This window comes from Caulobacter sp. ErkDOM-C, assembly GCF_048541825.1.
GTDB lineage: Bacteria > Pseudomonadota > Alphaproteobacteria > Caulobacterales > Caulobacteraceae > Caulobacter.
The window spans coordinates 2,342,225-2,366,280 of sequence record NZ_CP183332.1 but is presented as its reverse complement, the minus strand read 5'-3'; the positions used below and the strand labels follow the sequence as shown (position 1 = coordinate 2,366,280).

Annotated in this window: 19 protein-coding genes; 13 read left to right on the top strand and 6 right to left on the bottom strand. The window is 67.1% G+C overall.

All coding sequences use genetic code 11. The features are described from left to right. Positions 1–6: 6 nt before the first annotated feature. The 4 genes from ACN2C8_RS11525 to phaH all read left to right on the top strand — a co-directional run bounded on the left by ACN2C8_RS11525 (position 7) and on the right by phaH (position 3,942). Positions 7–1,020, top strand: coding sequence for a helix-turn-helix transcriptional regulator (locus tag ACN2C8_RS11525; protein WP_419251890.1), 1,014 nt, complete (start codon positions 7–9; stop codon positions 1,018–1,020). After that, complete coding sequence (gene rlmJ / locus ACN2C8_RS11520) at positions 1,017–1,844, top strand: 23S rRNA (adenine(2030)-N(6))-methyltransferase RlmJ (protein WP_419251888.1); 828 nt, start codon at positions 1,017–1,019, stop codon at positions 1,842–1,844. The genes ACN2C8_RS11525 and rlmJ overlap by 4 nt, the downstream gene beginning before the upstream one ends. Then, complete coding sequence (gene chrA, locus ACN2C8_RS11515) at positions 1,841–3,124, top strand: chromate efflux transporter (RefSeq protein ID WP_419251886.1); 1,284 nt, start codon at positions 1,841–1,843, stop codon at positions 3,122–3,124. The genes rlmJ and chrA overlap by 4 nt, the downstream gene beginning before the upstream one ends. A gap of 86 nt (positions 3,125–3,210) precedes the next feature. Continuing rightward, positions 3,211–3,942, top strand: a complete 732-nt coding sequence (gene phaH / locus ACN2C8_RS11510; protein ID WP_419251884.1) for a phasin PhaH — start codon at positions 3,211–3,213, stop codon at positions 3,940–3,942. Between the two features lie 162 nt (positions 3,943–4,104). On the opposite strand, the gene ACN2C8_RS11505 is transcribed toward phaH, so the two are convergent. Beyond that, the gene (locus tag ACN2C8_RS11505; protein WP_419251883.1) at positions 4,105–6,144 is read right to left on the bottom strand and encodes an alpha/beta hydrolase family protein; all 2,040 of its coding nucleotides are present in this window, start codon (positions 6,142–6,144) and stop codon (positions 4,105–4,107) included. Positions 6,145–6,441: 297 nt separating this feature from the next. Between ACN2C8_RS11505 and ACN2C8_RS11500 the strand changes: the two genes are divergently transcribed. Together ACN2C8_RS11500 and ACN2C8_RS11495 are read left to right on the top strand one after the other, a co-directional pair. After that, positions 6,442–9,402: a TonB-dependent receptor domain-containing protein gene (locus tag ACN2C8_RS11500; protein ID WP_419251881.1), complete on the top strand. Its 2,961-nt coding sequence runs from the start codon at positions 6,442–6,444 to the stop codon at positions 9,400–9,402. 86 nt (positions 9,403–9,488) lie between these two features. Continuing rightward, positions 9,489–10,277 (top strand): hypothetical protein, encoded by a 789-nt coding sequence (locus ACN2C8_RS11495; RefSeq protein ID WP_419251880.1) that lies wholly within the window; start codon positions 9,489–9,491, stop codon positions 10,275–10,277. A 100-nt stretch (positions 10,278–10,377) separates the two neighbouring features. On the opposite strand, the gene ACN2C8_RS11490 is transcribed toward ACN2C8_RS11495, so the two are convergent. Beyond that, positions 10,378–10,695 (bottom strand): heavy metal-binding domain-containing protein, encoded by a 318-nt coding sequence (locus ACN2C8_RS11490; protein WP_419251879.1) that lies wholly within the window; start codon positions 10,693–10,695, stop codon positions 10,378–10,380. Positions 10,696–10,888: 193 nt separating this feature from the next. Here ACN2C8_RS11490 and ACN2C8_RS11485 point away from each other — a divergent pair, with 193 nt between their 5' ends. Next, positions 10,889–11,353, top strand: coding sequence for a DUF4112 domain-containing protein (locus ACN2C8_RS11485; protein WP_419255872.1), 465 nt, complete (start codon positions 10,889–10,891; stop codon positions 11,351–11,353). 40 nt (positions 11,354–11,393) lie between these two features. Beyond that, positions 11,394–11,831, top strand: a complete 438-nt coding sequence (locus ACN2C8_RS11480) for a DUF4112 domain-containing protein (protein ID WP_419251878.1) — start codon at positions 11,394–11,396, stop codon at positions 11,829–11,831. Positions 11,832–11,841: 10 nt separating this feature from the next. Here ACN2C8_RS11480 and ACN2C8_RS11475 read toward each other — a convergent pair whose 3' ends face one another. From ACN2C8_RS11475 to ACN2C8_RS11465, 3 genes are read right to left on the bottom strand one after another with little or no spacing between them, the layout of a single operon-like run. Continuing rightward, positions 11,842–12,531: a Uma2 family endonuclease gene (locus ACN2C8_RS11475; RefSeq protein WP_419251876.1), complete on the bottom strand. Its 690-nt coding sequence runs from the start codon at positions 12,529–12,531 to the stop codon at positions 11,842–11,844. Positions 12,532–12,575: 44 nt separating this feature from the next. Then, positions 12,576–14,729: a methylmalonyl-CoA mutase gene (scpA, locus tag ACN2C8_RS11470; protein ID WP_419251874.1), complete on the bottom strand. Its 2,154-nt coding sequence runs from the start codon at positions 14,727–14,729 to the stop codon at positions 12,576–12,578. A gap of 3 nt (positions 14,730–14,732) precedes the next feature. Next, complete coding sequence (locus ACN2C8_RS11465; protein ID WP_419255871.1) at positions 14,733–16,181, bottom strand: methylmalonyl-CoA mutase subunit beta; 1,449 nt, start codon at positions 16,179–16,181, stop codon at positions 14,733–14,735. 173 nt (positions 16,182–16,354) lie between these two features. Between ACN2C8_RS11465 and ACN2C8_RS11460 the strand changes: the two genes are divergently transcribed. The 5 genes from ACN2C8_RS11460 to ACN2C8_RS11440 all read left to right on the top strand — a co-directional run bounded on the left by ACN2C8_RS11460 (position 16,355) and on the right by ACN2C8_RS11440 (position 23,393). Next, positions 16,355–17,362, top strand: coding sequence for an NAD(P)H-dependent flavin oxidoreductase (locus ACN2C8_RS11460; protein WP_419251872.1), 1,008 nt, complete (start codon positions 16,355–16,357; stop codon positions 17,360–17,362). A 105-nt stretch (positions 17,363–17,467) separates the two neighbouring features. Then, the gene (locus tag ACN2C8_RS11455; RefSeq protein ID WP_419251870.1) at positions 17,468–18,205 is read left to right on the top strand and encodes a DUF2793 domain-containing protein; all 738 of its coding nucleotides are present in this window, start codon (positions 17,468–17,470) and stop codon (positions 18,203–18,205) included. Between the two features lie 392 nt (positions 18,206–18,597). Further along, positions 18,598–19,173 carry a TMEM165/GDT1 family protein gene (locus ACN2C8_RS11450; protein ID WP_419251869.1) on the top strand — a complete coding sequence of 192 codons (576 nt, stop codon included), beginning with the start codon at positions 18,598–18,600 and terminating at the stop codon, positions 19,171–19,173. Between the two features lie 153 nt (positions 19,174–19,326). After that, on the top strand, positions 19,327–22,923 hold the full coding sequence (locus ACN2C8_RS11445) for a hydantoinase B/oxoprolinase family protein (RefSeq protein WP_419251868.1): 3,597 nt from the start codon (positions 19,327–19,329) through the stop codon (positions 22,921–22,923). Continuing rightward, on the top strand, positions 22,923–23,393 hold the full coding sequence (locus ACN2C8_RS11440; protein ID WP_419251867.1) for a low molecular weight protein-tyrosine-phosphatase: 471 nt from the start codon (positions 22,923–22,925) through the stop codon (positions 23,391–23,393). The genes ACN2C8_RS11445 and ACN2C8_RS11440 overlap by 1 nt, the downstream gene beginning before the upstream one ends. On the opposite strand, the gene modB is transcribed toward ACN2C8_RS11440, so the two are convergent. Continuing rightward, complete coding sequence (gene modB, locus ACN2C8_RS11435; RefSeq protein WP_419251866.1) at positions 23,390–24,055, bottom strand: molybdate ABC transporter permease subunit; 666 nt, start codon at positions 24,053–24,055, stop codon at positions 23,390–23,392. The two genes, ACN2C8_RS11440 and modB, sit on opposite strands and share 4 nt — an antisense overlap. Position 24,056 lies beyond the last annotated feature (1 nt).

Sequence of the window (24,056 nt, the reverse complement as noted above, 5' to 3'; positions counted from 1 at the left end):
GAACGTATGAGGCACGAAAAAGCTGCAAGGCTCCTGGATCTGGCTCGCATGCTGGCGGGATCGAGCGAGGGCATGACCCTGGATGAGATGGCGCGCGCCCTGGATGTGGGCCGGCGCACGGCTGAGCGCATGCGCGATGCGGTCTGGGCCGCCTTTCCCCAGATGGAGGTGGTCGACGATCCGCCGACCCGCCGCTTCCGCATTCCCGCCGGTCTGGACGGCCTGTTCCAGACGCCCACGGCCGAGGAACTGGCGGCGCTGCGGACGGCGGCTGATGCCTACAAGGCGTCGGGGGCCGAGGGGCGGGCCGCCTCGCTGTTCGCCCTGGAGCGCAAGCTGCTGTCGGCCCTGCGCGGCGCGGCCCGCCGTAAGGTCGCCCCCGATGTCGAGGCCCTGGTCCAGGCCGAGACCATCGCCATCCATGCCGGCCCCCGGCCCTATGAGGACGAGACCGCCCTGGCGGCCATCCGCACGGCGATCAAGGGGCTGAGCGCGCTGTCGTTCCGTTATGACGGCGGCAGCACGCCGGGCCGAACCCGCGAGGTGACGCCGCTGGGCATCCTGTTCGCCCGCAGCAACTATCTGGTGGCGCTGGAGGGCGAGGACATGCGTCCGCGCTCCTGGCGGCTGGACAAGATGACGGACCTGAAGGTGCTCGACCGGCCGGCCCCGCCGCCGGAGGGCTTCTCGCTACAGGCCTTCGCCGACGAGAGCTTTGGCATCTATCATGGCGCGGTCGAGGATGTGGTGCTGCGCATCCGACCCGACCGGGCCGAGGATGCGATGCGCTGGCGTTTCCACTCCACCCAGACCGTGCGGCCGGAGCCGGACGGCTCGGTGACGGTGGCCTTCCGCGCGGCGGGCATGCTGGAACTGGCCTGGCACCTGTTCACCTGGGGCGACGGCGTCGAGATCATCTCGCCGCCAGGCCTGCGCCAGATCATGGTCGAGGAACTGCGACGGGCCATGGCGGTGCATGATACAGCCAGCGCCGCTTCCGGGAGCCCGCCTCAGACATGAACTACCGCCACGCCTATCACGCCGGAAACTTCGCCGACCTGCAGAAGCACGCGATCCTGCTGGCGGTGCTGGAGGCGCTGAAGGCGGGCTCGCCCAGCCTGTCGGTGATCGACACCCATGCCGGGGCCGGCGGCTATGACCTGAGCGGCGAGATGGCGCGGCGGTCGGGCGAGGCCGACGCCGGGATTTTCCGTCTGCTGCAGGAAGCCGACGCGCCTGCGGTGTTCGTCCCGCTGATCGCGGCCGTGCGGGCCATGAACGGCGGCCGGGACGGGCCACTCTATCCCGGCTCGCCGCTGCTGATCGCCGGGGCGTTGCGCCGTGAGGATCGCTACACCGCCTGCGAACTGCGCGATGATGATTTTGACCTGCTGCGCCGCTCGCTGGCGCCCTACGCCTTCGCCCAGGCGTCCAAGGCCGACGGTTACGAGACCGCCGCAGCCAGGGCCGGTCGGGGAGGGCGGGCCTTCATCCTGATCGATCCGCCGTTCGAGCGTCCGGACGACTATGCCCGCATCGTCGAGGTCACGCGTCAGGCGCTGCAGCGCGATCCCGCCGCCGTGCTGGCGATCTGGACGCCGCTGAAGGATCTGGAAACCTTCGACGCCTTTGTCCGCGGGCTAGAAACCGTCACGAACGACGCGCTAGTGGCCGAGGTCAGACTTCGCCCCTTGCTGGATCCGATGAAGATGAACGGCAGCACCATGGTCCTGGTCGGCGCCCCGCCCGAGGTCGAGCCCGCCGTGCGTGCGGCCACCGACTGGATCGTCCGAAATCTGGGCCAGGCCGGCGGCGCGGCCAGGGTCTGGCGGACGGCCGGGTGACTCAGGGCCTGCCCAGCTTTGGCGAGGCGCTGGGCGTCTGGCTGAAGATCGGCTGTCTGGGCTTTGGCGGCCCCGCCGGCCAGATCGCGCTGCTGCACAAGACCGTGGTCGAGGAAAAGGGCTGGGTCGACGAGGCCCGGTTCGCCCATGCCCTGAGCTTCTGCATGCTGCTGCCAGGCCCCGAGGCCCAGCAACTGGCCGTCTGGCTGGGCTGGCGGCTGCATGGCGTGCGGGGCGGCGTGGCGGCCGGGTTGCTGTTCGTGCTGCCGGGGCTGGCGATCATGCTGGGCCTGTCGGCGCTCTATGTCGTGTACGGACGATCGGAATGGGCCGGGCCCGTGCTGCTGGGCCTGAAGGCGGCCGTGGTGGCGCTGGTGGCCCAGGCCCTGCTGCGCATCGGCGGCCGAACGATCCGCGACCGCGCCGGACTGGCGATCGCCGTCTCGGCCTTTGCCCTGCTGAGCTTTTCGGTCTTGCCGTTCCCGCTGCTGATCCTGGCGGCGGGCGCGATCGGGTGGGGGCTGGGCGGCGGAGCGACCTTCGCGGTCGAGTCGGAAGAGGGGCGCGAGCGCGGGGGAACGCTGAGGACCGTCATGATCTGGCTGGCCGTATGGCTGGCGCCGGTCGCGGCGGCCCTGGCCATCGCGCCAGACTCCGTGGTGGCGCGGATGGGGGCGATCTTCAGCGGCCTGGCGGTGGTCAGTTTTGGCGGCGCCTATGCGGCCCTGGCCTATCTGGGGCAGGCGGCCTCTGCTTTCGGCTGGCTCACCCCGGTCCAGATGCTCGATGGTTTGGGCCTGGCCGAGACGACTCCCGGGCCGCTGGTGCTGGTCTTCGTGTTCGTCGGCTTTGTCGGCGCGTTTCAGGCCGCCGCGCCGGAGTGGGCCTGGATCGCGGGCCTGGCCGGCGGCCTGATGGCGGCCTGGGCGACCTTCGCGCCGTCTTTCCTCTGGATCTTCGCCGGGGGGCCGTTTGTCGAGCGTCTGCGCAGCCACCCGCGTCCGGCGCGCGCCCTGGCCATGGTTTCAGCGGCCGCCGTTGGGGTCATTGGTCAACTGGCGGTGTGGTTTGCCACGCATCTGCTGTTTCGCACGGGCGGAGCGCTGGCCTGGGGCCCGTTGAAGGCCGCCATGCCTGACCCCGCCAGCCTGGACATCGTCGCCCTGGGCATGACGGTTCTGGCTCTGGGTCTGACCTTCGCCCTGCGCCTGCCGGTGCTGGCCCTGGTCGCGGTGATGATGGCCACAGGGCTGGCCCTGAAAGCCTCCGGACTGGCTTGACCTAGCGGCAACAATTTTGCACTTGCGAACGCCAGAACTGTGTTATGTTGCATTGCACAAAAATCGCGGTTGCCGGAGCGCGCGCCATGGTTTCCAACCTGTCTGTCTTTCCTGAGTTCAAGGCCGAGCGGGGCGACCCCGAAACGGCGCCACACGTGATAATCGGCGCGGCTTCGCCGCTGTGGCTGATGTTCGGCGGCGCGGCCGCTGCGGGCGCCGCCTGGTGGTGGTGGGCGTCGCGCTGGCGCGAGGCCGTCAATGTCGAGGCGCTCAGCGCCTTGGCGCCGGAACCGCTGGCGCCGCCCGCCTCAGAGTGGGTTGAGCCGATCGCCGATCCCGTCGTCGAACCCGCGCTGGACTTGGCCACCGAGGCCCTTCTCCAGCCGCTCGAGCTTGCCGCAGAGGCGACCGTCGAGACGCTCGAGGCCGTCGAAGCCGCCGGCGAGCGGGTGGCCGAGGCGCTCATTGACGTCGCCGAGGCTATCGTTCCCGAGCCCGTCGCGCCTGTCGCCATGCTCGAACCGGCGGCAGACGTCGAGGCTGTGGCTGTCGAAGCTGCGCCAGTCGAGGCCGCAGCCGAGGCTCCGATCGAAGCGGTCGCAACGCTCGCCGACGACCTGACCCGCGTGGTCGGGATCGGTCCCAAGCTGGCGGCGTCGCTGGGTGAGCTGGGCGTGACCAGCTTCCGCCAGATCGCCGCCTGGACCGCCGAAGACATCCAGTCGATCGACCAGTTGCTCAATCTCAAGGGCCGGGCAGACCGTGACGCCTGGGTCGCCCAGGCCAAGCGTTTCGCCGGCGCCGCGACCGAGGCCTGAGGCCAACGGCCGTTGATCCTGACCTCAGAGGGTCCAAATCTGAAAATACGCCGTCACCCCGGGAACAAGTCCCGGGGTGACGGGGATATGGAGCGCGAGGCGTCGAGCTCAGCGGCGCCTGGTATGGGGCCCCGGTCGTATCCTTAGGGTCGCAACCGGGGGTCAGCGGCTCGGGCCGATGCCCCCGGGGCCGCACTCGGTGTTGAGGTACTTTTCGATCTCGACCAGCTGCGTCTCGATCATGGCCGGCTCCATGGTGACGGAGCCGTGGCCCATGTCCTTGATCTCAAGATAGCGGTGCGGCTTGCCCGCTGCCTTCAGCGCATCGACGAACTTGCGGGACTGTCTGACATCGACGATCGAGTCGCGGTCTCCGTGGTAGATGAACAGCGGGATCTGGGCGGTTTTGGCCTGTTCGAGGGCGTCGAGGCCTCTGATCGTCGGGTTCTGGAATTCCCGTTGGAAGCGGTTGTCGAACGTGGCCTGCTTGATGCTGGCCAGGTCGCCCGCGCCCGCCCCCGAGATCGCGCACTGATACAGGCCGTTGGGCCGGATGGCGGCGGCCAGGGCTGAATAGCCTCCGTAGGAATAGCCGAACATGGCGACCGCGTCGGGCGCGGCGATCTTCTGGTCGATCAGCCATTTGACGCCGTCGTCCTTGTCGTCCTGCATCTTCTGGCCCCACTCGCCGTCACCGGCGCGCCAGAGCTTCTGACCCCAGCCCTCCGAGCCGCGAAACTGAGGCTGCAGCACGGCGTAGCCGCGGCTGGCGAAATACTGAACCCAGCCGGAGGCGTCCCATTCCAGGTTGTCGCGCGCCCAGGGACCGCCATGCGGCTCGATCAGGGTGGGGTAGGGGCCAGGACCGAACTGGCCGGCCGGCGGCGTGGTCAGGAAGGCCGGGATCGTCAGACCGTCGCGGGCCGCATACTGCACCAGCCGCGTGGCGCCCAGCGAGGCAGTGTCCAGGTCAGGGCGCACCTTGCCGAGCAGTTGGAGAGCGCCAGACGCGTCGAGCAGGTAGTATTCGCCCGGATTGCCGGGGCCGGACTTCTCGACGATGAAATGCTTCAGGTCTTCTGACCAGTCGGTAATCATCGCGTCGGCGCCGTCCGTCACGGGCAGGCGCGTCGCCGCCCCGGTGGCGGGATCAACCCAGTTCATGGCGATGGTCTTCACGCCCAGCGCCGTCCGCAGGCCCTTGTTGAGCGCAGCCAGGGTCTCGTCGGTCCAGTAGATGCTGTTGGTCGGGCCTGAATAGCTGAAGCCCAGCACCCGGCCATAGTCCCTGACGGCGCTTGATGTGATCACGCCGCCGGCGTCGAACAGCTTGTGCTCAAGCAGCGGCTCGACGATCTGGCGGGCCTTGATGTCGTAAACATACAGGCCCGCCTTGTCGCGCCCCTTGCTGGACGAAATATAGATGATGTTGGGATCGTCGGTGAACCCGACGATCGAGACCGGTTCACGGTCCTTGGCGTACCAGCGGAAATGCTCTGACCACTCGCCATTGGACGGATCGCGGATCCACTGGGCGAAATAGACCGCCCCCTTGTCGTAGTTCAGTTCCTGGCGTGTTCGGATCTCGCCCTTGAGGTCCAGCCGGAAGCCGCCGAACCGGTCCGAGCCGCGCATCAGGCGCTCGGTCTCTCCGGAGTAGATGTCGACTTTCACGATGTCGCCCCGCGTGTCGATCCGCGCGTCTTCGACCACGACGTGGCGCGGATCGGCGGGCAGGGTGTCGATCAGCGTCGCATCGTCAAACTTGGCCAGATAGGCCTCGAGCTCAGACTTGGCCCGCGTATCCGGCAATAGGGTCGTCCACGACTTGCCCTGCAGATCCGACACGTACTGCCGGGTCAGGTGGCCCTTGTCATTGCCCTGGGTGAAGGTCTGGATCGTCCGCACCAGCAGGCGGTCATTCTTCAGGAAGCTGACGCTCAGGATGCGGACCCTGGCGGCCGAGATGACCGCCGGCGGCTTGTCCAGCGCGTCGGTGGCCCAGACCGAGATTGTCGGGCTCTGACCGGCAGGCGAGGTCAGGGCCACAATGTGCCGGCCATCGCGCGAGATCTGTACGTTGCTGATGGCCGGCGGGTCGGAGAAGACCTTGGCAGGCAGTGGCGCGGCGTGCAGCGCCGGGGCTGTCAGCCCCAGAAAGGCTGCGGCGGTTGCGACGAGTGTGCGCAGATCAGATCTCACGGGGGGCTCCAAGGCGAAGGGCGAGTCGCAGTCTGGGCGTTACTCGCGCCACGGTTCTCATAATAGCGTTCATAGAAAACCGGCCAAGCCGTCAAATGGCGTCGCCGGGGGCTTGCTGGGCCGGAAACTGCGTGCCGAATGTCACACCGTGTCGAAATTGCGTCAGCTATGCGACGTAGAAGTTGCAGCGGGCGCCCGGAAAAGTTCAATTCTAGGCGCGGTGAAGTGTTGCTCGCTTAAGGTGAGTGATCGTTAAAACTCGCCACGTTCTGCGAAACCACAGAGGCTTTATCTGTCATGTCCAATCATCGTAAGCATCTTCTAGCCTCCACGGTTATCGCCGGGCTGGCCGCCGGCGTCATGTCGCCGACGCTCGCTCTGGCTCAAGCCGCCGCGCCGCTGGCCACCACCGGCCAGCAACCCGCCGAATCGACCGAGATCGAGGCCCTGATCGTCACGGGCTCGCGCATCAAGCGCAGCGAATTCAACAGCCCCGACCCGATCCAGGTGATCAGCGCCGAGCAGGGCAGGCTGAAGGGCATCTCGACCGCCGCCGGCCTGCTGCAGACCTCGACGATCGCCTCGGGCTCGCCCCAGGTCACCTCCGCCATTTCCAGCGCCTTCGTCACCGACGGCGGCCCCGGCGCTGAAACCGTCTCGCTGCGTGGCCTTGGCGCAAACCGCACCCTGGTGCTGATCAACGGCCGCCGCACCGGCCCGGCCGGCGTGCGTGGCGGCGTGTCCGCCGTCGACCTGAACGTCATCCCGCTGTCGGCTATCGACCGCGTCGACATCCTGAAGGACGGCGCCTCGTCGATCTATGGCTCCGACGCCGTGGCCGGCGTGGTCAACATCATCACCAAGCGCGACACCGACGGCTTCGAGATCGACGCCTTCGTCAGCCAGCCCCAGGACAAGGGCGGCGAGCAGCAACGCGGCAGCCTCAGCTGGGGCAAGACCTTTGACCGCGGCTTCTTCAATATGTCTTACGACTATTCGAAGACGTCGGAGCAGACCAACGGCCAGCGCAGCTACACCAACTGCGGCCGCCAGTACATCACCGACGCAAACGGCAAGCGCAAGGACACTATCGATCCGCGCACCAATTCCGAGCAGTGCCGCGATCTGCTCTACGATCAGATCTGGCTGTATGACTTCAACTTCAGCGGCATCGATGGCAAGCTGCAGTATGACTACGACGGCAAGCTGGGCGGCCTGATCCCGCAGATCCCGCCAGGCCAGGCGGCCAACTATCCGGGCGTGCCGGCTGGCTTCTACACCGTTGGCTACAGTGACGATCCGCAGGCCAAGGATATCGGCGTGCTGGACTATAACAGCCCGTTCAACCTGGCCTCGTCGCTGACCCCCCGCACCGAGCGGTCGACCGTCTACGCCCAGGGCGCCTTCGACATCACCGACAGCGTCGAAGCCTATGGCGAACTGCTGCTGAACCGTCGCTCGACCAAGACCAACGGCTATCGCCAGTTCTGGAGCTACTTCTACACCGGCGACTACGATCCCCTGAGCGCCGGTTTCACCGGTGACTTTATCCTGTCGCCGACCCCGGTGACCAACCGCAACCGTGCCGGCCAGCGCGTCGACTATCAACGCTATGTCGGCGGTCTGCGCGGCGACTTCGGCAAGATCGACTTCCTGAAGGGCTGGGACTGGGACGTCTTCACCCAGTACAGCCACTCCAAGGGGATCTATTCGCAGGACGTGATCCTGCAGGACGCCGTCGACATCGGCGCGTTCCGCACCGGGTCGTGCGCGGGTCAGGTCACCCCGGTCAGCAAGAAGCAGTGCGTCGACGTCAGCTGGGTCACGCCCGACTTCCTGGCCGGCAAGTACACCGCCGCCGAAGAAGCCTTCCTGTTCGACAACGAAGAAGGTTCGACCACCTACAAGCAGCTGGTCATTGAAGGCTCGACCTCGGGCACGCTGTTCAAGCTGCCGGCCGGCGACGTGGGCGCCGCCTTCGGCTTCCACTACCGCAAGGACTCGATCAACGATACGCCCGGCGCGATCACCCTGGCCGGCAACGTGTGGGGTTCCTCCACCGCCGGCATCACCAAGGGCGACGACCTGGCGCGCGAGTTCTTCGGCGAACTGAGCGTTCCGCTGCTGAAGGGCCTGCCCTTCGCCGAGAGTGTCGAGCTGTCGCTGTCGGGCCGCCATACCAAGGTCAACAGCTATGGCGAGGACGACACCTACAAGATCGGCCTGAACTGGCAGTTGATGCCGTCGTTGCGCGTGCGGGCCACCAAGGGCACCTCGTTCCGCGCTCCGGCTCTGTTCGAGCTATACAAGAACGCCGAGACCAGCTTCGCGTCACAGCGCACGCTCGACCCCTGCATCCGCTGGGCCACCAATCTGGCCCAGGGCAACCTGCCGCAATACGTCGCCAACAACTGCGCGGCCGCCGGCATTCCGGGCACCCACACGGGCTCCGGCTCGTCGGCCACCGTCACGGCGGGCGGCGGCAAGGGCACTCTGGAAGCGGAAACCTCGAAGGCTGTCACCTACGGCGTGATCTGGACCCCCAGCTTCGCCAACCTGAACGTGGCCGTCGATTATTTCGAGATCGAGGTCAATGACGAGATCACCCAGCTGGGCGCCGCCCGTATCGTGTCGGGCTGCTATCGGTCCCTGTCGTTCCCAACTGACCCGCTGTGCAGCCTGTTCACCCGCACCCCGGGATCGAACCTGATCAGCCGGGTCACCAACAACTATCTGAACATCGCCGAACAGGCTAACCGCGGCATCGACCTGACCGTTCGCTACGGCCAGGACCTGCCCTGGGACTCCAAGCTGACGGTCGATCTTCAGACCACCTGGCAGCTTGAGGACACGACGGCCCTGTTCGCCGGCACGACCATTGATGAGAACGGCTTCGTCGAAAATCCCGACTGGACCGGCCAGCTGAACTTCCGTCTGGTCAAGGGCGACTGGACGGGCTTCTGGGGCATCGACATGGTCGGCAAGGCGTCTGACGCCGAAGACTATGCCAACAAGAACGCCGCCGGCACGACCTTCTACAAGATCCACACCGAGTTCACGGCCTATCACGCCATCTCGCTGCAGAAGAAGTTCGACGACTGGTCCATCCTGGGCGGCGTGGCCAACGTGTTCAACGAGGAGCCCCCGGCTGTCTCGCTGGGCCAGGGCAACTACAGCACGGTCGGGAACTCGGTCTTCGCCTCGCAATACGACTATATCGGCCGTCGCCTGTTCCTGAACATCACGGCGCGCTTCTAGTCTTTTAGACAATTGGACTAACATGACGGCGGCGGGGTGACCCGCCGCCGTTTTTGTATCGATATCCGTGTTGGGGACCTGATCGCGTGAACGCCATCATCCGGGGCAAGCCCGACAATCTCGACGAGATCGGCCTGCGCTTCGAGCGCGCAGCGCTGACGACGCCGGTCTATCTGAACAGCGTGCCCAAGGCCGGCACCCACCTGATCCGCAACATCCTGCGGATGTTCGTCGCGCCCGAGCAGCACTGGCGGCGCGAATACATCCAGCACGCCATCCTGCGCCAGTACGGCCCTGAGGCGTTCTCAAAGGCCAAGCCGATGATCAGCTGGGGACACATGCTGTTCTCGGACGAGTCGGCCATCGCCCTGCGCGACGTGCGCCACATCGTGCTGGTCCGCGATCCCTATGACTGGGTGCTGGCCCGGGCGCGATTCTACCTTTCGGACGAGTTCCAGGGAAACCTGAACCATATCAAGGGCGGCGCGGCATCTCCTGAGGATGTGATCATGATGATGATCATGGGCGCGCACGGAAAGGTGCCCGACCTGAAGGACATCTTCGCCCTCAACGCCGTGGCGTGGATGGGCTCCAGCGCCGTCGTCGTGCGCTACGAAGACATCACCGACAGCCTCAACGACCTCGGCTCAAGGCGGGCGGAAGCCTTCTTCGCGCAACTGCTGGGCGATTGCGGCCTGGAGCTGCCGGCGGACTGGCGTGACCGGGTCGAGGCTGGCGCCGACCGCCGCGAGAGCCGCACCGCCAGCGAGAACCTCAATGTGACGGCGGATTTGCCCAAGGTGCTGTCGGAGACCCACAGGCGGGTTATCGACTTCCATGCGCCCGGCTTGAGGTCGCTGCTGGGCTACGTCTAGAGCAAAGGTCGCCATGATTGAATCATGTCGTTTGCTCTAGATTCTTGTTTTGACACGTTATTTCAGCGGCGAACCGGTATCCACTTCGCCGAATAACGCTCTAGAGAACGACTGCGGTCCCAGACACCGAGACCATCATCATCGAGCCGTTCGGCCCGACGGTATTGTAGTCGAGATCGACGCCTACGATGGCGTTGGCGCCCAGCTTCTCGGCTTCCTTGATCAGGTTCTTCATCGCGTCCTCGCGAGCGCGGGCCAAAACCCGCTCGTAGGACTTGGAATGGCCGCCGATGAAGTCGCGGATCGCCGCCATCAGATCCAGCACCACATTGGCGCCCAGGATCGACTGGGCGTAGATCGCGCCCTTGTAGTCCTGAACCGGCCGGCCTTCGATGAAGGGCGTGGTCGAGATCAGCATGGATAAACCCCTGTGCGACGCACGCGCCAACGTCCTTAACTTAGGCGTAAACGTCGCCCTTCGCGAGGGGCTCCCCCACAAAGCGTCACTTTCTGACGCCATTCTCCCGCGAGGCGGGAATCTGGCGTTCTTCCACTTCCTGCGCGCCGATGGTTAAGGCAGATTGACCCTAGTTTTTGCTCCCGGAGTTTTCCTGGTGATCTTCGCCAAGTCGCATCTCGACCTGCACAACATCCGAAGCAACGTCGAGCGGGTAAAGAAGCTGTCGGACAACGTCGTCGGCGTCGGGCCGCTGGGCGTTGGTCTGGACGGCCTGCTGACCTGGATCCCCGGCGCGGGCGAGCTCTACAGCCTGGGCGCGGGCGGCCTGATCATCATGGACGCCGTGCGGGCGCGGGCCGCGCCGATGATTGTCATCCAGATCGTCGCCATCATCCTGATCGATACGGTGGCCGGCTCGCTTCCGGTGGCGGGCAAGGTCGCCGACCTGCTGTTCACCGGCCACAAGTGGTCGGCCGACATGCTGACCAAGCACATGGACGACACCATCTATTTCGAAGGCACCCGCAAGGAGGTCCAGGGGACGGCGGAGTATCGCGACCTGCTGGCCCGTATCCAGGCCGGCAAGGAAAAGCGCCGCGTCGTTTTCCTCGGCTAAGCGTCGACAACCATAGTGCAGGCAGGGCGTTGATCAGAGCATGACCGTTGAAGCCGCCCCCTATTCCGACAGCCGTCGCTCGCGCGCTCATCGCGCCTGGAGATCGGCTGAAACCATCAAGGGTCTGTCCGATCGCCTCATCGGCATCGGACCCTTTGGCCTTGGCCTGGATGGCGTGCTGTCCTGGGTGCCCGTTGTCGGGCCGCTCTACAGCATGGGGGCCGGTGGCCTGCTGCTGATCCACGGCATTTCGGGCGGGGCTTCTTTCGTCACCCTGGCGCGGATGGCGGCCTATATCGTCATGGACACCGCTACCGACGTGGTGCCGATCGCCGGCTCTGTGGTGGACATGATGTTCCCCGGCCACCTGATGGCCGCCAAGGCCCTGCAGAAGGACATCGAGGCGCGCCATGGCCTGCCTGACGATGTGGCGCTGAAGCGCGCCCCCAAGACGCGCGCCAAGGCCGGCAAGCGCTGATCAGCAGGCTTCAGTCGGTAGTCGGCAGGTCGGCCACACGCACGGTCAGGTCCGGAAAGGCGAGGGGAACGACCTCGCCGTCGCGATCAACCTGAGTGATCTCGCCATAGCCGTCTGGCCCGGGCCGACGATGGACGAAGATGCGCCGGCCATAGGCGTCGACAACCCAATAGTCGGTCACGCCATGGCGCGCATAGAGCGAAGCCTTGAGGTTCAGGTCGCGAAGGAGTGAGCTGTCGGCAACCTCGATCAGCAGCAGGACGTCGGGGCCGCGCACTTCATCCACGCGTTTGTCCGCCGCGTGAAGCCAGATATCGGGACTCGGATTAGCGCCGCGCGCGAGGCTGAGCGTTCCCTCGACATGCACATCAACGTCGTCGCCAAGCTCTCTGATGAACAGCTTGATGAGCATCTGCTTGGCATACATGTGCGGGGCATTTTGCGGCGACATGTCGAGAAGTTCCCCGTCGATCAGCTCCACTCGCTCATCGGGATCAAGCGCGCCAAGCTCAACCATAAGGAACACTTCGTCGAGTGTGAAGCGGACGGGCTCGCTGGTTGTCCGATCGATGAAACGGCCATCGATCAGCGCCAGCTCGTCATCACACGGCAGCAGGCCCGCTGCCTGCATGATGACGATCTCATCATGGGTGAAGCGGTGAAGGGGCGTCGACTGCTGGAAGCGGACGGGCGCGTTCATGACCGCAAGCCTATCACGATCATGAACGTGTGGGCGCCCTGCGATTACGCCGCCGCCCCCTGGGTGTAGCCCAGCTGAACATTGAGCTTTTCCAGCACTTCGATGGCCGCCTCGGCGATCACTGTGCCGGGCGGGAATATACTGGCCGCGCCGGCGTCGAGCAGGGCCTGGAAGTCTTGGGGCGGGATCACGCCGCCGACCACCACCACCATGTCCTCGCGCCCGAGCTTGGCCAGTTCGGCCTTCAGCTCAGGTACCAGGGTCAGGTGACCCGCCGCCAGGGATGAGGCGCCCACGACATGGACGCCGGCCGCGATGGCGGCCTGCGCGGCCTCACCCGGGGTCTGGAACAGCGGGCCGATCTCGACCTTGAAGCCGAGGTCCGAGAAGGCGCTGGAGATCACCTTCTGACCGCGGTCGTGGCCATCCTGGCCCATCTTGGCGACCATAATGCACGGTGGTCCGCCATGGGCTTCCTTGAAGGCGGCGACCATGGCGCGGGCGCGGGCGGCCTTGGGATCGGCGCCGGCTTCCTTGCCATAGACGCCCTGGATGGTCTGGATCACGGCGCGGTGGCGGCCAAAGACGTTTTCCATCGCCAGGCTGATCTCGCCGACCGTGGCCTTGGCGCGTGCGGCGTCGACGGCCAGGGCCAGCAGGTTGCCGTCGCCGCGCGCGCCGTCTTCCAGCGCCTGCAGCGCCGCCGCCGTGGCGGCCGGATCACGCTCGGCCTTCAGGCGGGCCAGCTTTTCCAGCTGCTGGGTGCGGACCGAGCTGTTGTCCACCTTCAGCATCGGGATCACGTCCTCGACGTCAGGCTTGTAGCGATTGACGCCCACCACGCTCTGGCGATTGGCGTCGATGCGGGCCTGGGTCTTGGCGGCGGCCTCCTCGATGCGCAGCTTGGGCAGGCCGCGCTCGATGGCCTTGGCCATGCCGCCGGCCGCCTCGACTTCCTCGATGTGGGCCAGAGCCTTCTGGGCCAGATCGTGGGTCAGGCGCTCGACATAGTAGCTGCCGCCCCAGGGGTCGGCGACGCGGGTCGTGCCGCTTTCCATCTGCAGAAACAGCTGGGTGTTGCGGGCGATCCGGGCCGAGAAGTCGGTGGGCAGGGCCAGGGCTTCATCCAAGGCGTTGGTGTGCAGGCTCTGGGTTTGGCCGTTCACGGCCGCCATGGCCTCGACGCAGGTGCGCGAGACGTTGTTGAACACGTCCTGCGCCGCCAGCGACCAGCCCGAGGTCTGGCTGTGGGTGCGCAGGGAGAGGCTGCGGTCGTCCTTGGGGTCGAACTCGCGCTTCATCAGGCGGGCCCACAGCAGGCGGGCCGCGCGCATCTTGGCGACCTCCATGAAGTAGTTCATGCCGATGGCCCAGAAGAAGCTGAGGCGCGGCGCGAACACGTCGATGCTCATGCCGGCCGCTACGCCGGCCCGGGCATATTCGATGCCGTCGGCCAGGGTATAGGCCAGCTCCAGGTCGGCCGTCGCGCCGGCCTCCTGCATGTGATAGCCGCTGATCGAGATCGAATTGAACTTCGGCATATTGGTCGAAGTGTATGAAAAGATGTCGGAAATGATCCGCATCGAAGGTGCTGGCGGATAGATGTAGGTGTTCCGCACCATGAACTCTTTGAGGATGTCGTTCTGGATCGTGCCCGACAGCTTGTCGGGGGAAACGCCCTGTTCCTCGGCCGCCACGATATAGAGCGCCAGGATCGGCAGCACCGCGCCGTTCATGGTCATCGACACGCTCATCTTGTCCAGCGGGATGCCCGAGAAGAGGGTGCGCATGTCGAGGATCGAGTCGATGGCGACGCCCGCCATGCCGACATCGCCCTTCACCCGCTCGTGGTCGGAGTCATAGCCCCGGTGGGTGGCCAGATCGAAGGCCACCGACAGGCCCATCTGACCGGCCGACAGGTTGCGCCGGTAAAAGGCGTTTGAGTCTTCAGCCGTCGAGAAGCCGGCATACTGCCGCACCGTCCACGGATTGGTGACGTACATGGTCGGGTAGGGGCCGCGCACGAACGGCGCGACGCCGGGATAGCCGCCCGTAAAGTCCAGGTCTTCGACATCGGCGGCGGTGAAGACTGGGGCGACATCGACGCCCTCGGGTGTGTTCCAGACGGCGCCTTCAGGCGCGGCGTCGGTGGCGACCTCGGCGAAGTCGATCGTCGTGAAGTCAGGGAACTTGGTCATGGTTCAGGCTCCCTCAAAGGCGGCGGCGAAGCGGATGGGCGTCAGGGCGGGGCAGGTGGAGTCCGGCCCCGGCAGCCTGGGATCTGGACCCTCCACGGCCAAGGCGGACGGATCGACGCTCTCGACCTCGGCCGGCTTGTCTTCGGCGTTGGGGAAGACGGTGACACCCAGGATCTTGCGGCTCTTGTCGGCGAAGGCGGCTTGCTGGCCGGCGCGCGTGGCGGCGACGGCGTCAGCGATCAGGCCGCTCTCCAGCGCCTTGACGACCCCGCCGGCGCCCTCGATGGCCTGGAAGCTGGTCCAGGCAGCGCGGGCGATCTGGTCGGTCAGGCTGTCGAGATACCACGAGCCGCCCGCCGGATCGGCGACGCGGCCCAGATTGCTCTCCTCCATCAGCACCAGCTGGGTATTGCGGGCCTGACGGCGGGCGAAGGTGGTGGGCAGGCCGATGGCGTCGGTGAAGGCGCCCAGCACCATCACATCAGCCCCGCCGACCGCCCCGGCGAACCCGGCCGAGGTCAGGCGCAGCAGATTGGTCCAGGCGTCCTTGGTCGTCAGCATGCGGCCCGAGGATCGCGCCTCGATGGTCGCCGGAACGCTGACGCCGCAGGCCTGGGTGAGGCGCGCCCACAGGGCGCGGGCGGCGCGAACCTTGGCGACGCCGGTGAAATACTCGGCGTCCAGGCTGACACCCAGGACGATGCGGCCGAAGGCCTCGTCCATCGACAGGCCAGAACGGACCAGGGCCTTGGCATAGGCCAGGGCGCTGGCGGTCATCAGGGCCAGCTCCTCAACGTTGGAGCCGCCGGCCTCGTGCGCGGCGCGCCCCGTGGCCAGGAACAGGCTGGCCCTGGCATAGGTCGTCGCCAGGCGCGCGCCGACCGTTGCGGCGTTGAAGATGTGGCTTTCGATCGGGCCGGGGCTGGCCCCCGTTTCCGCAAAGGCGGTCAACGGGTCCATATGGAAGGCCATCGGCGCATTGGGGGCGGCCTTGGCCACCGCGCCCAGCCAGTCGGCGGCCTTGGGACCCAGCCAGCCGGCGTCCAGCGCCACGGGGGCCAGATCGATCAGAACGCCCGTCAGCGCCTTGGCCATGTCGTCGGCCGAGCCGATGGCAACGCCCCTGGCGCCGGTCGGATCGACGGCCAGCAGCAGTGAGGCCGCGCCGTTCTGCAGATCGACCAGGATATCGCTGGCCGCCCGTTCGGGATCGGCATGGGCGGCGCGCATCCGCAGGTCCCATGGCCGGTCGGCGTCGCGGGCGCGCAGGTCGCGGGCGACAATCACGCCGTCCCCGGCCGTGTAGAGCGGCTGAATCGTCAGGCCGTCGGGCGTGTTGACCGTCAGGGCCTCGTCAAAGCTCTGACCCTTCAGGGTTTTCTCGACCAGGGCCGTCCAGCGCGCGCGGACGGTATCGTCCGGAGCGGCGAAATCGTCGGCCAAAAGCGTCACGGCCTGGGTCAAAGCGTCTCTCTCCTGCAGTGCAGCATTCTTTTCTTTTTGACGGTGATGCGCCCCTGCCGCTAGGGCCGTCAAGTCTTGCGCCCGCCCCGAACAAGCGTTTAAGCTAAACGCTGTTTACATGCGCGGCGCTGAACGCCGCCTCCTAAGGGGAGCCGATTTTCATGGCCTTGCCGCCCGTTCTTCGTGACCGTCTTCGCCTGCCGGTCATCGCCTCGCCGCTGTTTATCATCAGCAATCCCGATCTGGTGATCGCCCAGTGCAAGGCCGGCATTGTCGGGTCCTTCCCGTCGCTGAACGCTCGCCCGATCTCGCAGCTGGACGAGTGGCTGCACCGCATCACCGAGGAGCTGGCCGCCTACGACCGCGCCCACCCCGAGGCGCCGTCGGCTCCGTTCGCGGTCAATCAGATCGTCCATCGCACCAACAACCGGCTCGAGGAGGACATCGAGCTGTGCGTGAAATACAAGGCCCCGCTGGTGATCACGTCGCTGGGCGCCCGCGAGGACCTCAACGCTGCGATCCATTCGTATGGTGGCATCACCATGCACGACGTCATCAACGACAAGCACGCCCACAAGGCCATCGAGAAGGGCGCTGACGGCCTGATCCCGGTCGCCGCCGGCGCCGGCGGCCACGCCGGCACCCTGTCGCCGTTCGCCCTGATCCAGGAAATCCGCCAGTGGTTCGACGGCCCGGTGGCGCTGTCGGGTTCGATCGCCTGCGGCCGCTCGATCCTGTCCGCCCAGGCCATGGGCGCTGACCTGGCCTATATCGGCTCGGCGTTCATCGCGACCCAGGAAGCCAATGCGGCCCAGGGCTACAAGGACATGATCGTCGAGAGCCACGCCGACGACATCCTCTATTCCAACCTGTTCACCGGCGTGCACGGCAACTATCTGCGCCCCTCGGTGATCAAGGCGGGCATGGATCCTGAAAACCTGCCGGTCAGCGACCCTTCGGCCATGAACTTCGGTTCGGGCGGCAACCAGGAGGCCAAGGCCTGGCGCGACATCTGGGGCTGCGGCCAGGGCATCGGCGCGATCGACGCGGTGCTGACCGCCGGCGAACTCATCGCCAAGTTCTCGGAAGAGTACGAGCAGGCCAAGGCCGAACTGGCCGCCAAGACCGCCCTGACATCGGGCCACCACCTGGCCTTCGCGGCCGAGTAGCGACACGCTGGAGCGGGGATGGGGGCGGGGATCGACCAAGGTCGGTCCCCGGCTCTGTCAGCGGGGTGATCCTTGAGGCGAGTTCAACGCCTTGAAGGATCTGCTATGTTCGACGAAACCACCCCGCGCCTGGGTTTGCCCTATGTGGTCGCCGCCCAGGCCCAGAAGCATATTCCCATCAATGAAAGCCTCGCCCGGCTGGACGGTCTGGTCCAGCTGGCGGTCGAGAGCCGCGTCGTCGCGGCGCAGCCGGTCAGCCCCGCTCCTGGCGGCGTCTGGATCCTGCCCGCCGGCGCGACGGGCGCGGCCTGGGCGGGGCAGCCTGTCGGGACCCTGATGCGCTTTGAGGCTGGCGCCTGGGACGCCGTCCCCCTGGGCGAAGGGGTGCTGGCCTGGGTCAAGGACGAGAACCAGATGGTCGCCTTCGACGGCGCGACCTGGGCGCCCTTGTCGGCCAGCTTCAAGAGCCTGACGGCCGCCGCCTCGCCGGGTCTGGCCAATACCCGGCTTGAGATCCGCGAGGAGGAGACCACGCTTTCGGGCGCGACCACCTCGACCGCCATCGTCATCCCGGCGCGGGCCATTGTGCTGGCGGTCTCGACCCGGGCCACGGTCGCGGTGACGGGGGCGAGCGCCTACAGCTGCGGGGTTTCCGGTGACGCGGGCAAGTTCGGTTCATCGCTGGGCGTCGCCAGGAACGCCAGCAATGTCGGGGTGATCGGGCCGACGGCCTACTATGCCGATACGCCGGTGCTGCTGACCTCGGCGGGCGGCAGCTTCACCGGCGGCAAGGTGCGGGTGGCGGTGCATCTGCTGCGGTTCGAGGCCCCGGCGGCGGTTTGATTCCCGCTTCCATAGGGAGAGGGCGGGGCCCATCGCTTGCGATGGGAGGATGAGGGGTTAAGGCGTTTGACGGCGTGCCGGCACGCCGGCCGACACCGTAACCCCTCATCCTCCCACGCCTGCGGCGCGGGCCCCTCCTTCTCCCTATGGAAGAAGGGGCTTTATTGACGACCCGGCTTTCCCTCGCTACACGGCGCTTACCTTTGGGGAGTAGCCGCCTGCATCTATCAGCAGGCCCCGCCGTCAACACACTTGGGTCTCTGGATCCATGGCGCGGGGAGGGAAGCGAATGATCCGCTTCCATGGCGAGACCAATGGCGCCGATATCCTCCCGGGCTGGGTGGGACGTCGACGCTATTGGCATGCGCCCGGCCCGGAAGGTTTTTGATCCCATGGAATCCCTGCTCGTCTCGACCCTGGTCGTGGCCATCGCCGAGATCGGCGACAAGACCCAGCTGCTGGCCATGATCCTGGCCACGCGCTTCAAGAAGCCCGTGCCGATCATCCTGGGCATTCTGGTCGCCACCCTGGCCAACCATGCCCTGGCGGCGACGGCGGGCTACTGGGTCTCCGACCTGCTGAGCGGCCAGGGGTTCAAGTGGGCCATCGCCGTGTCGTTCATCGCCATGGCCGCCTGGGCCCTGATCCCCGACAAGGCCGATGACGAAGAGGCCGGCGCGACCAGCCGCTACGGCGTGTTCCTGACCACCACCATCGCCTTCTTTTTGGTCGAGATGGGCGACAAGACCCAGATCGCCACGGTGGCTCTGGGCGCGCGCTTCCACAACATCGCCTGGGTCGCGGCCGGCACGACCCTGGGCATGATGATCGCCAACATTCCTGCCGTCTATCTGGGCGAGGCGGCGACCAAGATCGTGCCGCTGAACTATGTGCGCATCGGCGCGGCGGTGATCTTTTTGGCTCTGGGCGTCTGGGCGGCGGTCGAGGCGTCCGGCCTCTTCCGCTAGACCGGTCATCCCGGCCAAGCGCGAAGCGCGCCGAGCCGGGACCGCCGGAAGCTCGGAGCTTGTCGCGGTCCCGGCTCTTGGCTCCGCCACGGCCGGGATGACAATGCGAATGGAGGCGCTATGACGGGAGCACGCAAGGAGCCCCGCCCCCTCATGACTGACGATCAGAACCTGCGCGGCTGGGAGTTCTGGATCGATCGCGGCGGCACCTTCACCGACATCGTCGCGCGGCGGCCGGACGGATCACTGGTCACCCACAAGCTGCTCTCCGAAAATCCCGAGCAATATGCCGACGCCGCTGTCGCGGGTGTGCGGGCCCTGTTGCCGGCCGGCGCTACCATCGACGCGGTGAAGATGGGCACCACGGTCGCCACCAACGCCCTGCTGGAACGCAAGGGCGAGCCGACGGTGCTGGCGATCACCGCCGGCCACGCCGACGCGCTGCGGATCGGCTATCAGGCGCGCCCGAAGCTGTTCGAGCGCCACATCATCAAGCCCGAGGCGCTCTATGACCGCGTGGTCGAGATCGACGAGCGGATCAGCGTCGAGGGGCAGGTCCTGCGGCCGCTGGACGAGTCCGCCGCCCGGCAAGGGCTCAAGACCGCCTTCGACGCCGGTTTCCGGGCGGTCGCCATCGTGCTGCTGCACGGCTTCCGCTTCACCGACCACGAGGCCCGGGTCGCGGCCATGGCGCGCGAGATCGGCTTCACCCAGGTGTCGGTCAGCCATGAGGTCAGCCCGCTGATGAAGCTGGTCGGACGCGGCGACACCACGGTGGTCGACGCCTTTCTGTCGCCGATCCTGCGCCGCTATGTCGACCGGGTGGCAAGCGAGCTGGGCGCCGATACCCGGCTGCTGTTCATGCAGTCCAATGGCGGCCTGACCGACGCGCGGGCCTTCAGGGGCAAGGACGCCATCCTGTCGGGTCCGGCCGGCGGGGTGGTCGGCATGGCGCGGACGGCGGCGCAGGCCGGTTTTGACCGTGTCATCGGTTTCGACATGGGCGGCACCTCCACCGACGTCTGTCACTATGCCGGCGAGTATGAGCGGGCCTTCGAGACCGTGGTGGCCGGGGTGCGGATGCGCGCGCCGATGATGAACATCCACACGGTGGCCGCCGGCGGCGGCTCGATCTGCAGCTTCGACGGCGCGCGCCTGAGGGTGGGGCCGGCCTCAGCTGGGGCCGTGCCTGGCCCGGCCGCCTATCGCCGGGGCGGGCCGCTGACGGTCACCGACTGCAACGTCATGCTGGGCAAGCTGCGGCCGGAGTTCTTCCCCGCCGTCTTTGGCCCCAATGCCGACCAGCCGCTGGACGCACAGGCGGTGGCCGCCGGCTTCGCCAGCCTGGCCGCCGAGATCCTGGCCGCCACCGGCGAGGCGATGGGCGTTGAGGCCATCGCCGAGGGTTTTCTGACCATCGCCGTCGAGAACATGGCCAAGGCCGTGCGGCAGATCTCGATCCAGCGTGGCTATGACGTCACCCGCTATGTGCTGGCCTGTTTCGGCGGCGCGGGCGGCCAGCACGCCTGCCTTGTGGCCGACGCCTTGGGCATGACGAAGGTGATGATCCATCCGTTCGCCGGGGTGCTGAGCGCCTATGGCATGGGCCTGGCCGACCTGCGTCTGATCCGCGAGGCGACGGTCGAGCGACCGCTGGCCGAGGCGGCCGGCGATCTGGCCCAACAGGCCAGGGTGCTGTCGGTCGAGGCCGAGGCTGCACTGCGCGCCCAAGCCGTGCCGGTGGCCTCGGTCGAGACATTGGCCACCCTGCGCGTGAAATATGCCGGGACCGACACCCCGCTGGTCGTACCGCTTGCCGACGAGGCCGATGTCCGCGTGGCTTTCGAAGAGATGCACCAGCGTCGGTTCGGCTTCACCTCGCCGACCACGCCGCTGGTGGTCGAGACCCTGTCGGTGGAAGCCATCGGCCATTCGGACGCCGGAGCGGCGCCGGATTTGGCCTCCGGCGCCTCTGGCGTTTCTGAGCCCTTGACGAGGGTCGAGGTCCGAATGGCGGGCCGGGCGAGGCCGACCCCAGTGTTCGACCGCGAGGCCCTGGCTGTGGGGGCCGAGGTCAAGGGTCCGGCCATCATCCGCGAGGCCACCGGCACGACCGTCGTCGAACCCGGCTGGCGCGCCACGGTCGATCCGCACCTGAACCTGATCCTCGACCGCATCGAGGCCCTGCCGTCCCGCCGCGCTATCGGGACCAAGGCCGATCCGGTCATGCTGGAGGTGTTCAACAACCTGTTCATGGCCGTGGCCGAGGAGATGGGGTTCGCCCTGCAGAACACGGCCTATTCCGTCAACATCAAGGAGCGGCTGGACTTCTCCTGCGCCCTGTTCGATCGCGACGGCAACCTGATCGCCAACGCCCCGCACATGCCGGTGCATCTGGGCTCGATGGGCGACAGCGTGCGGGCCATCCGCGAGGCGCGGCAGAGCGATGGGCGCGGCATGCAGCCCGGCGACGTCTATATGCTCAACGCCCCCTACAAGGGCGGCACCCACCTGCCGGACGTCACGGTCGTCATGCCGGTGTTCGATGCGACCGGAGCCCTGCTGTTCTACGTCGCCGCGCGCGGGCACCAGGGCGACATCGGCGGGATCACGCCGGGCTCGATGCCGCCCAATAGCCGTACGGTCGAGGAGGAGGGGGTTCTGATCGAGAACTTCCTGCTGGTCGAGGACGGGCGGTTCCTGGAAGCGCAGACCCGCGCCCTGCTGGCTTCGGGCAAGTGGCCGGCCCGCAATCCCGACCAGAACATCGGCGACCTCAAGGCCCAGATCGCCGCCTGCGCGCGCGGGGCTGAAAGCCTGACCGGCCTCGTCGCCGAGTTCGGCCAGGCGACGGTCGAGGCCTATATGGCCCATGTGCAGGACAATGCCGAGGAAGCCGTCCGCCGGGTATTGGCCACCTTGAACGACGGCGCCTTCGCCTATGAGCTGGATGACGGCTCGGTGGTGAAGGTGGCGATCACCGTGGATCGCCAGGCGCGCACAGCCCGGGTCGACTTCGCGGGCACCAGCGACCAGGTGCCGACCAATTTCAACGCGCCAGCCTCGATCTGCCGGGCGGCGGCGCTGTATGTGTTCCGTACGCTGGTCGATGACGAGATTCCGATGAACGACGGCTGCCTGCGACCGGTGCAACTGGTCATTCCCGAGGGCTCGATGCTGCGGCCGCGCTATCCGGCGGCGGTGGTGGCGGGCAATGTCGAGACCAGTCAGGTCGTGGTCGACGCGCTGTACGGCGCGCTGGGCGTCATGGCCGGCGCGCAGGGGACCATGAACAATTTCACCTTCGGCGACGAGCGCCGCCAGTATTACGAGACCATCTGCGGCGGCTCGGGCGCGGGACCGACCTTTGACGGAACCGACGCCGTCCAGACCCACATGACCAACAGCCGCCTGACCGATCCCGAGGTGCTGGAGACCCGCTATCCCGTGCTGGTCGAGGCCTTTTCGATCCGGCGCGGTTCGGGCGGCGCGGGCGCACATCACGGCGGCGACGGGGTGGTGCGAAAGATCGCTTTCCGCGAAGCCATGACCGCCACCCTGCTGTCCAACCGCCGTCGCGTGCCGCCGTTTGGGCTGGCGGGGGGAGGCGCAGGCGCCTTGGGCGCGGCGCGGGTCGAGCGGGCGGACGGAACGGTTCAGACCCTGGCGGCCACCGATCTGGTCGAGGTCGCGGCGGGCGACGTCATCGTCATCGAGACGCCGGGCGGCGGCGGCTGGGGCAAGGCCTGATGCGGCCTGCGGTATTGTTTGTCTGCCTGGGCAACATCTGTCGATCGCCCCTCGCCGAGGGCGCCTTTCGCGCTGAAGCGCGGGCGATCGGGCTGGATGTTCTGGCGGCTTCGGCCGGCACGGGCGGCTGGCATGTGGGGGCGGCTCCGGACCGGCGCGCCATCGCCGTCGCGCTGCTCCATGGCGTCGACATCAGCCGCCAGACCGCCCGCAAGGTCGAGGCCGACGACTTCCGGCGCTTCACCAACATCCTGGCCCTGGACCATGACAACCTGAAGAAGCTGCGCAGCCTTCGCCCGGTCGACGGGGAGGCGGAACTGGGCCTGCTGCTGGACTATGCCGAGGGGCTCGAGGGACGCGCGGTGGCCGATCCCTACTACGGCGCCGACTCGGGGTTCGAAGTGACCTGGCGCGAGGTCGCCCTTGCGGCGCGAGGGCTGGCGCAGTCGCTGGCGTCACAGGGGGACTAGGCGGCCGCCCGTGTCGCCCGCTGCTCCATCAGCAGCAGCGTTAGGGTCACCAGGAAACCGAACGCCAGCAGCAGCGCCGCCAGCTGGTGCGCCTCGTTCCAGCGCAGTTGCTCGACCAGCTGGAAGATCTCGACCGACAGCACCTGGGTTTCACCGGGAATGCCGCCGCCCAGCATCATCACCACGCCAAACTCGCCCACCGTATGGGCGAAGGACAGGATCGCGGCGACGGCGTAGCCGGGCAGGGCCAGGGGCAGGGCCACGCGGGCGAAGCTCTGCCAGCGCGACGCGCCCAGGGTGGCGGCGGCTTCCATCGGTTCCTCGCCCAGGGCGATGAAGGCGTTGCGCAGGGGCTGGACGGCGAAGGGCAGGGAATAGATCAGCGAGCCGATCACCAGCCCCTCGAAGGTGAAGGCCAGGGTGCGGATGCCGAGGGCCTGCAGCGGGGCCATCAGCACACTGTGCGGCCCAAGCGCGATCAGCAGGTAGAAGCCCAGCACGGTGGGCGGCAACACGATCGGCAGGGCGACCACGGCGCCGACCACGGGCCGCAAGTTCGAGCGCCCGCGCGCCAGCCACCAGGCCAGGGGCGTGGCGAGGATCAGCAGGAGGATCGTGGTGATCCCCGCCAGTTTGACCGTCAGCCACAGCACCGAAAGCATG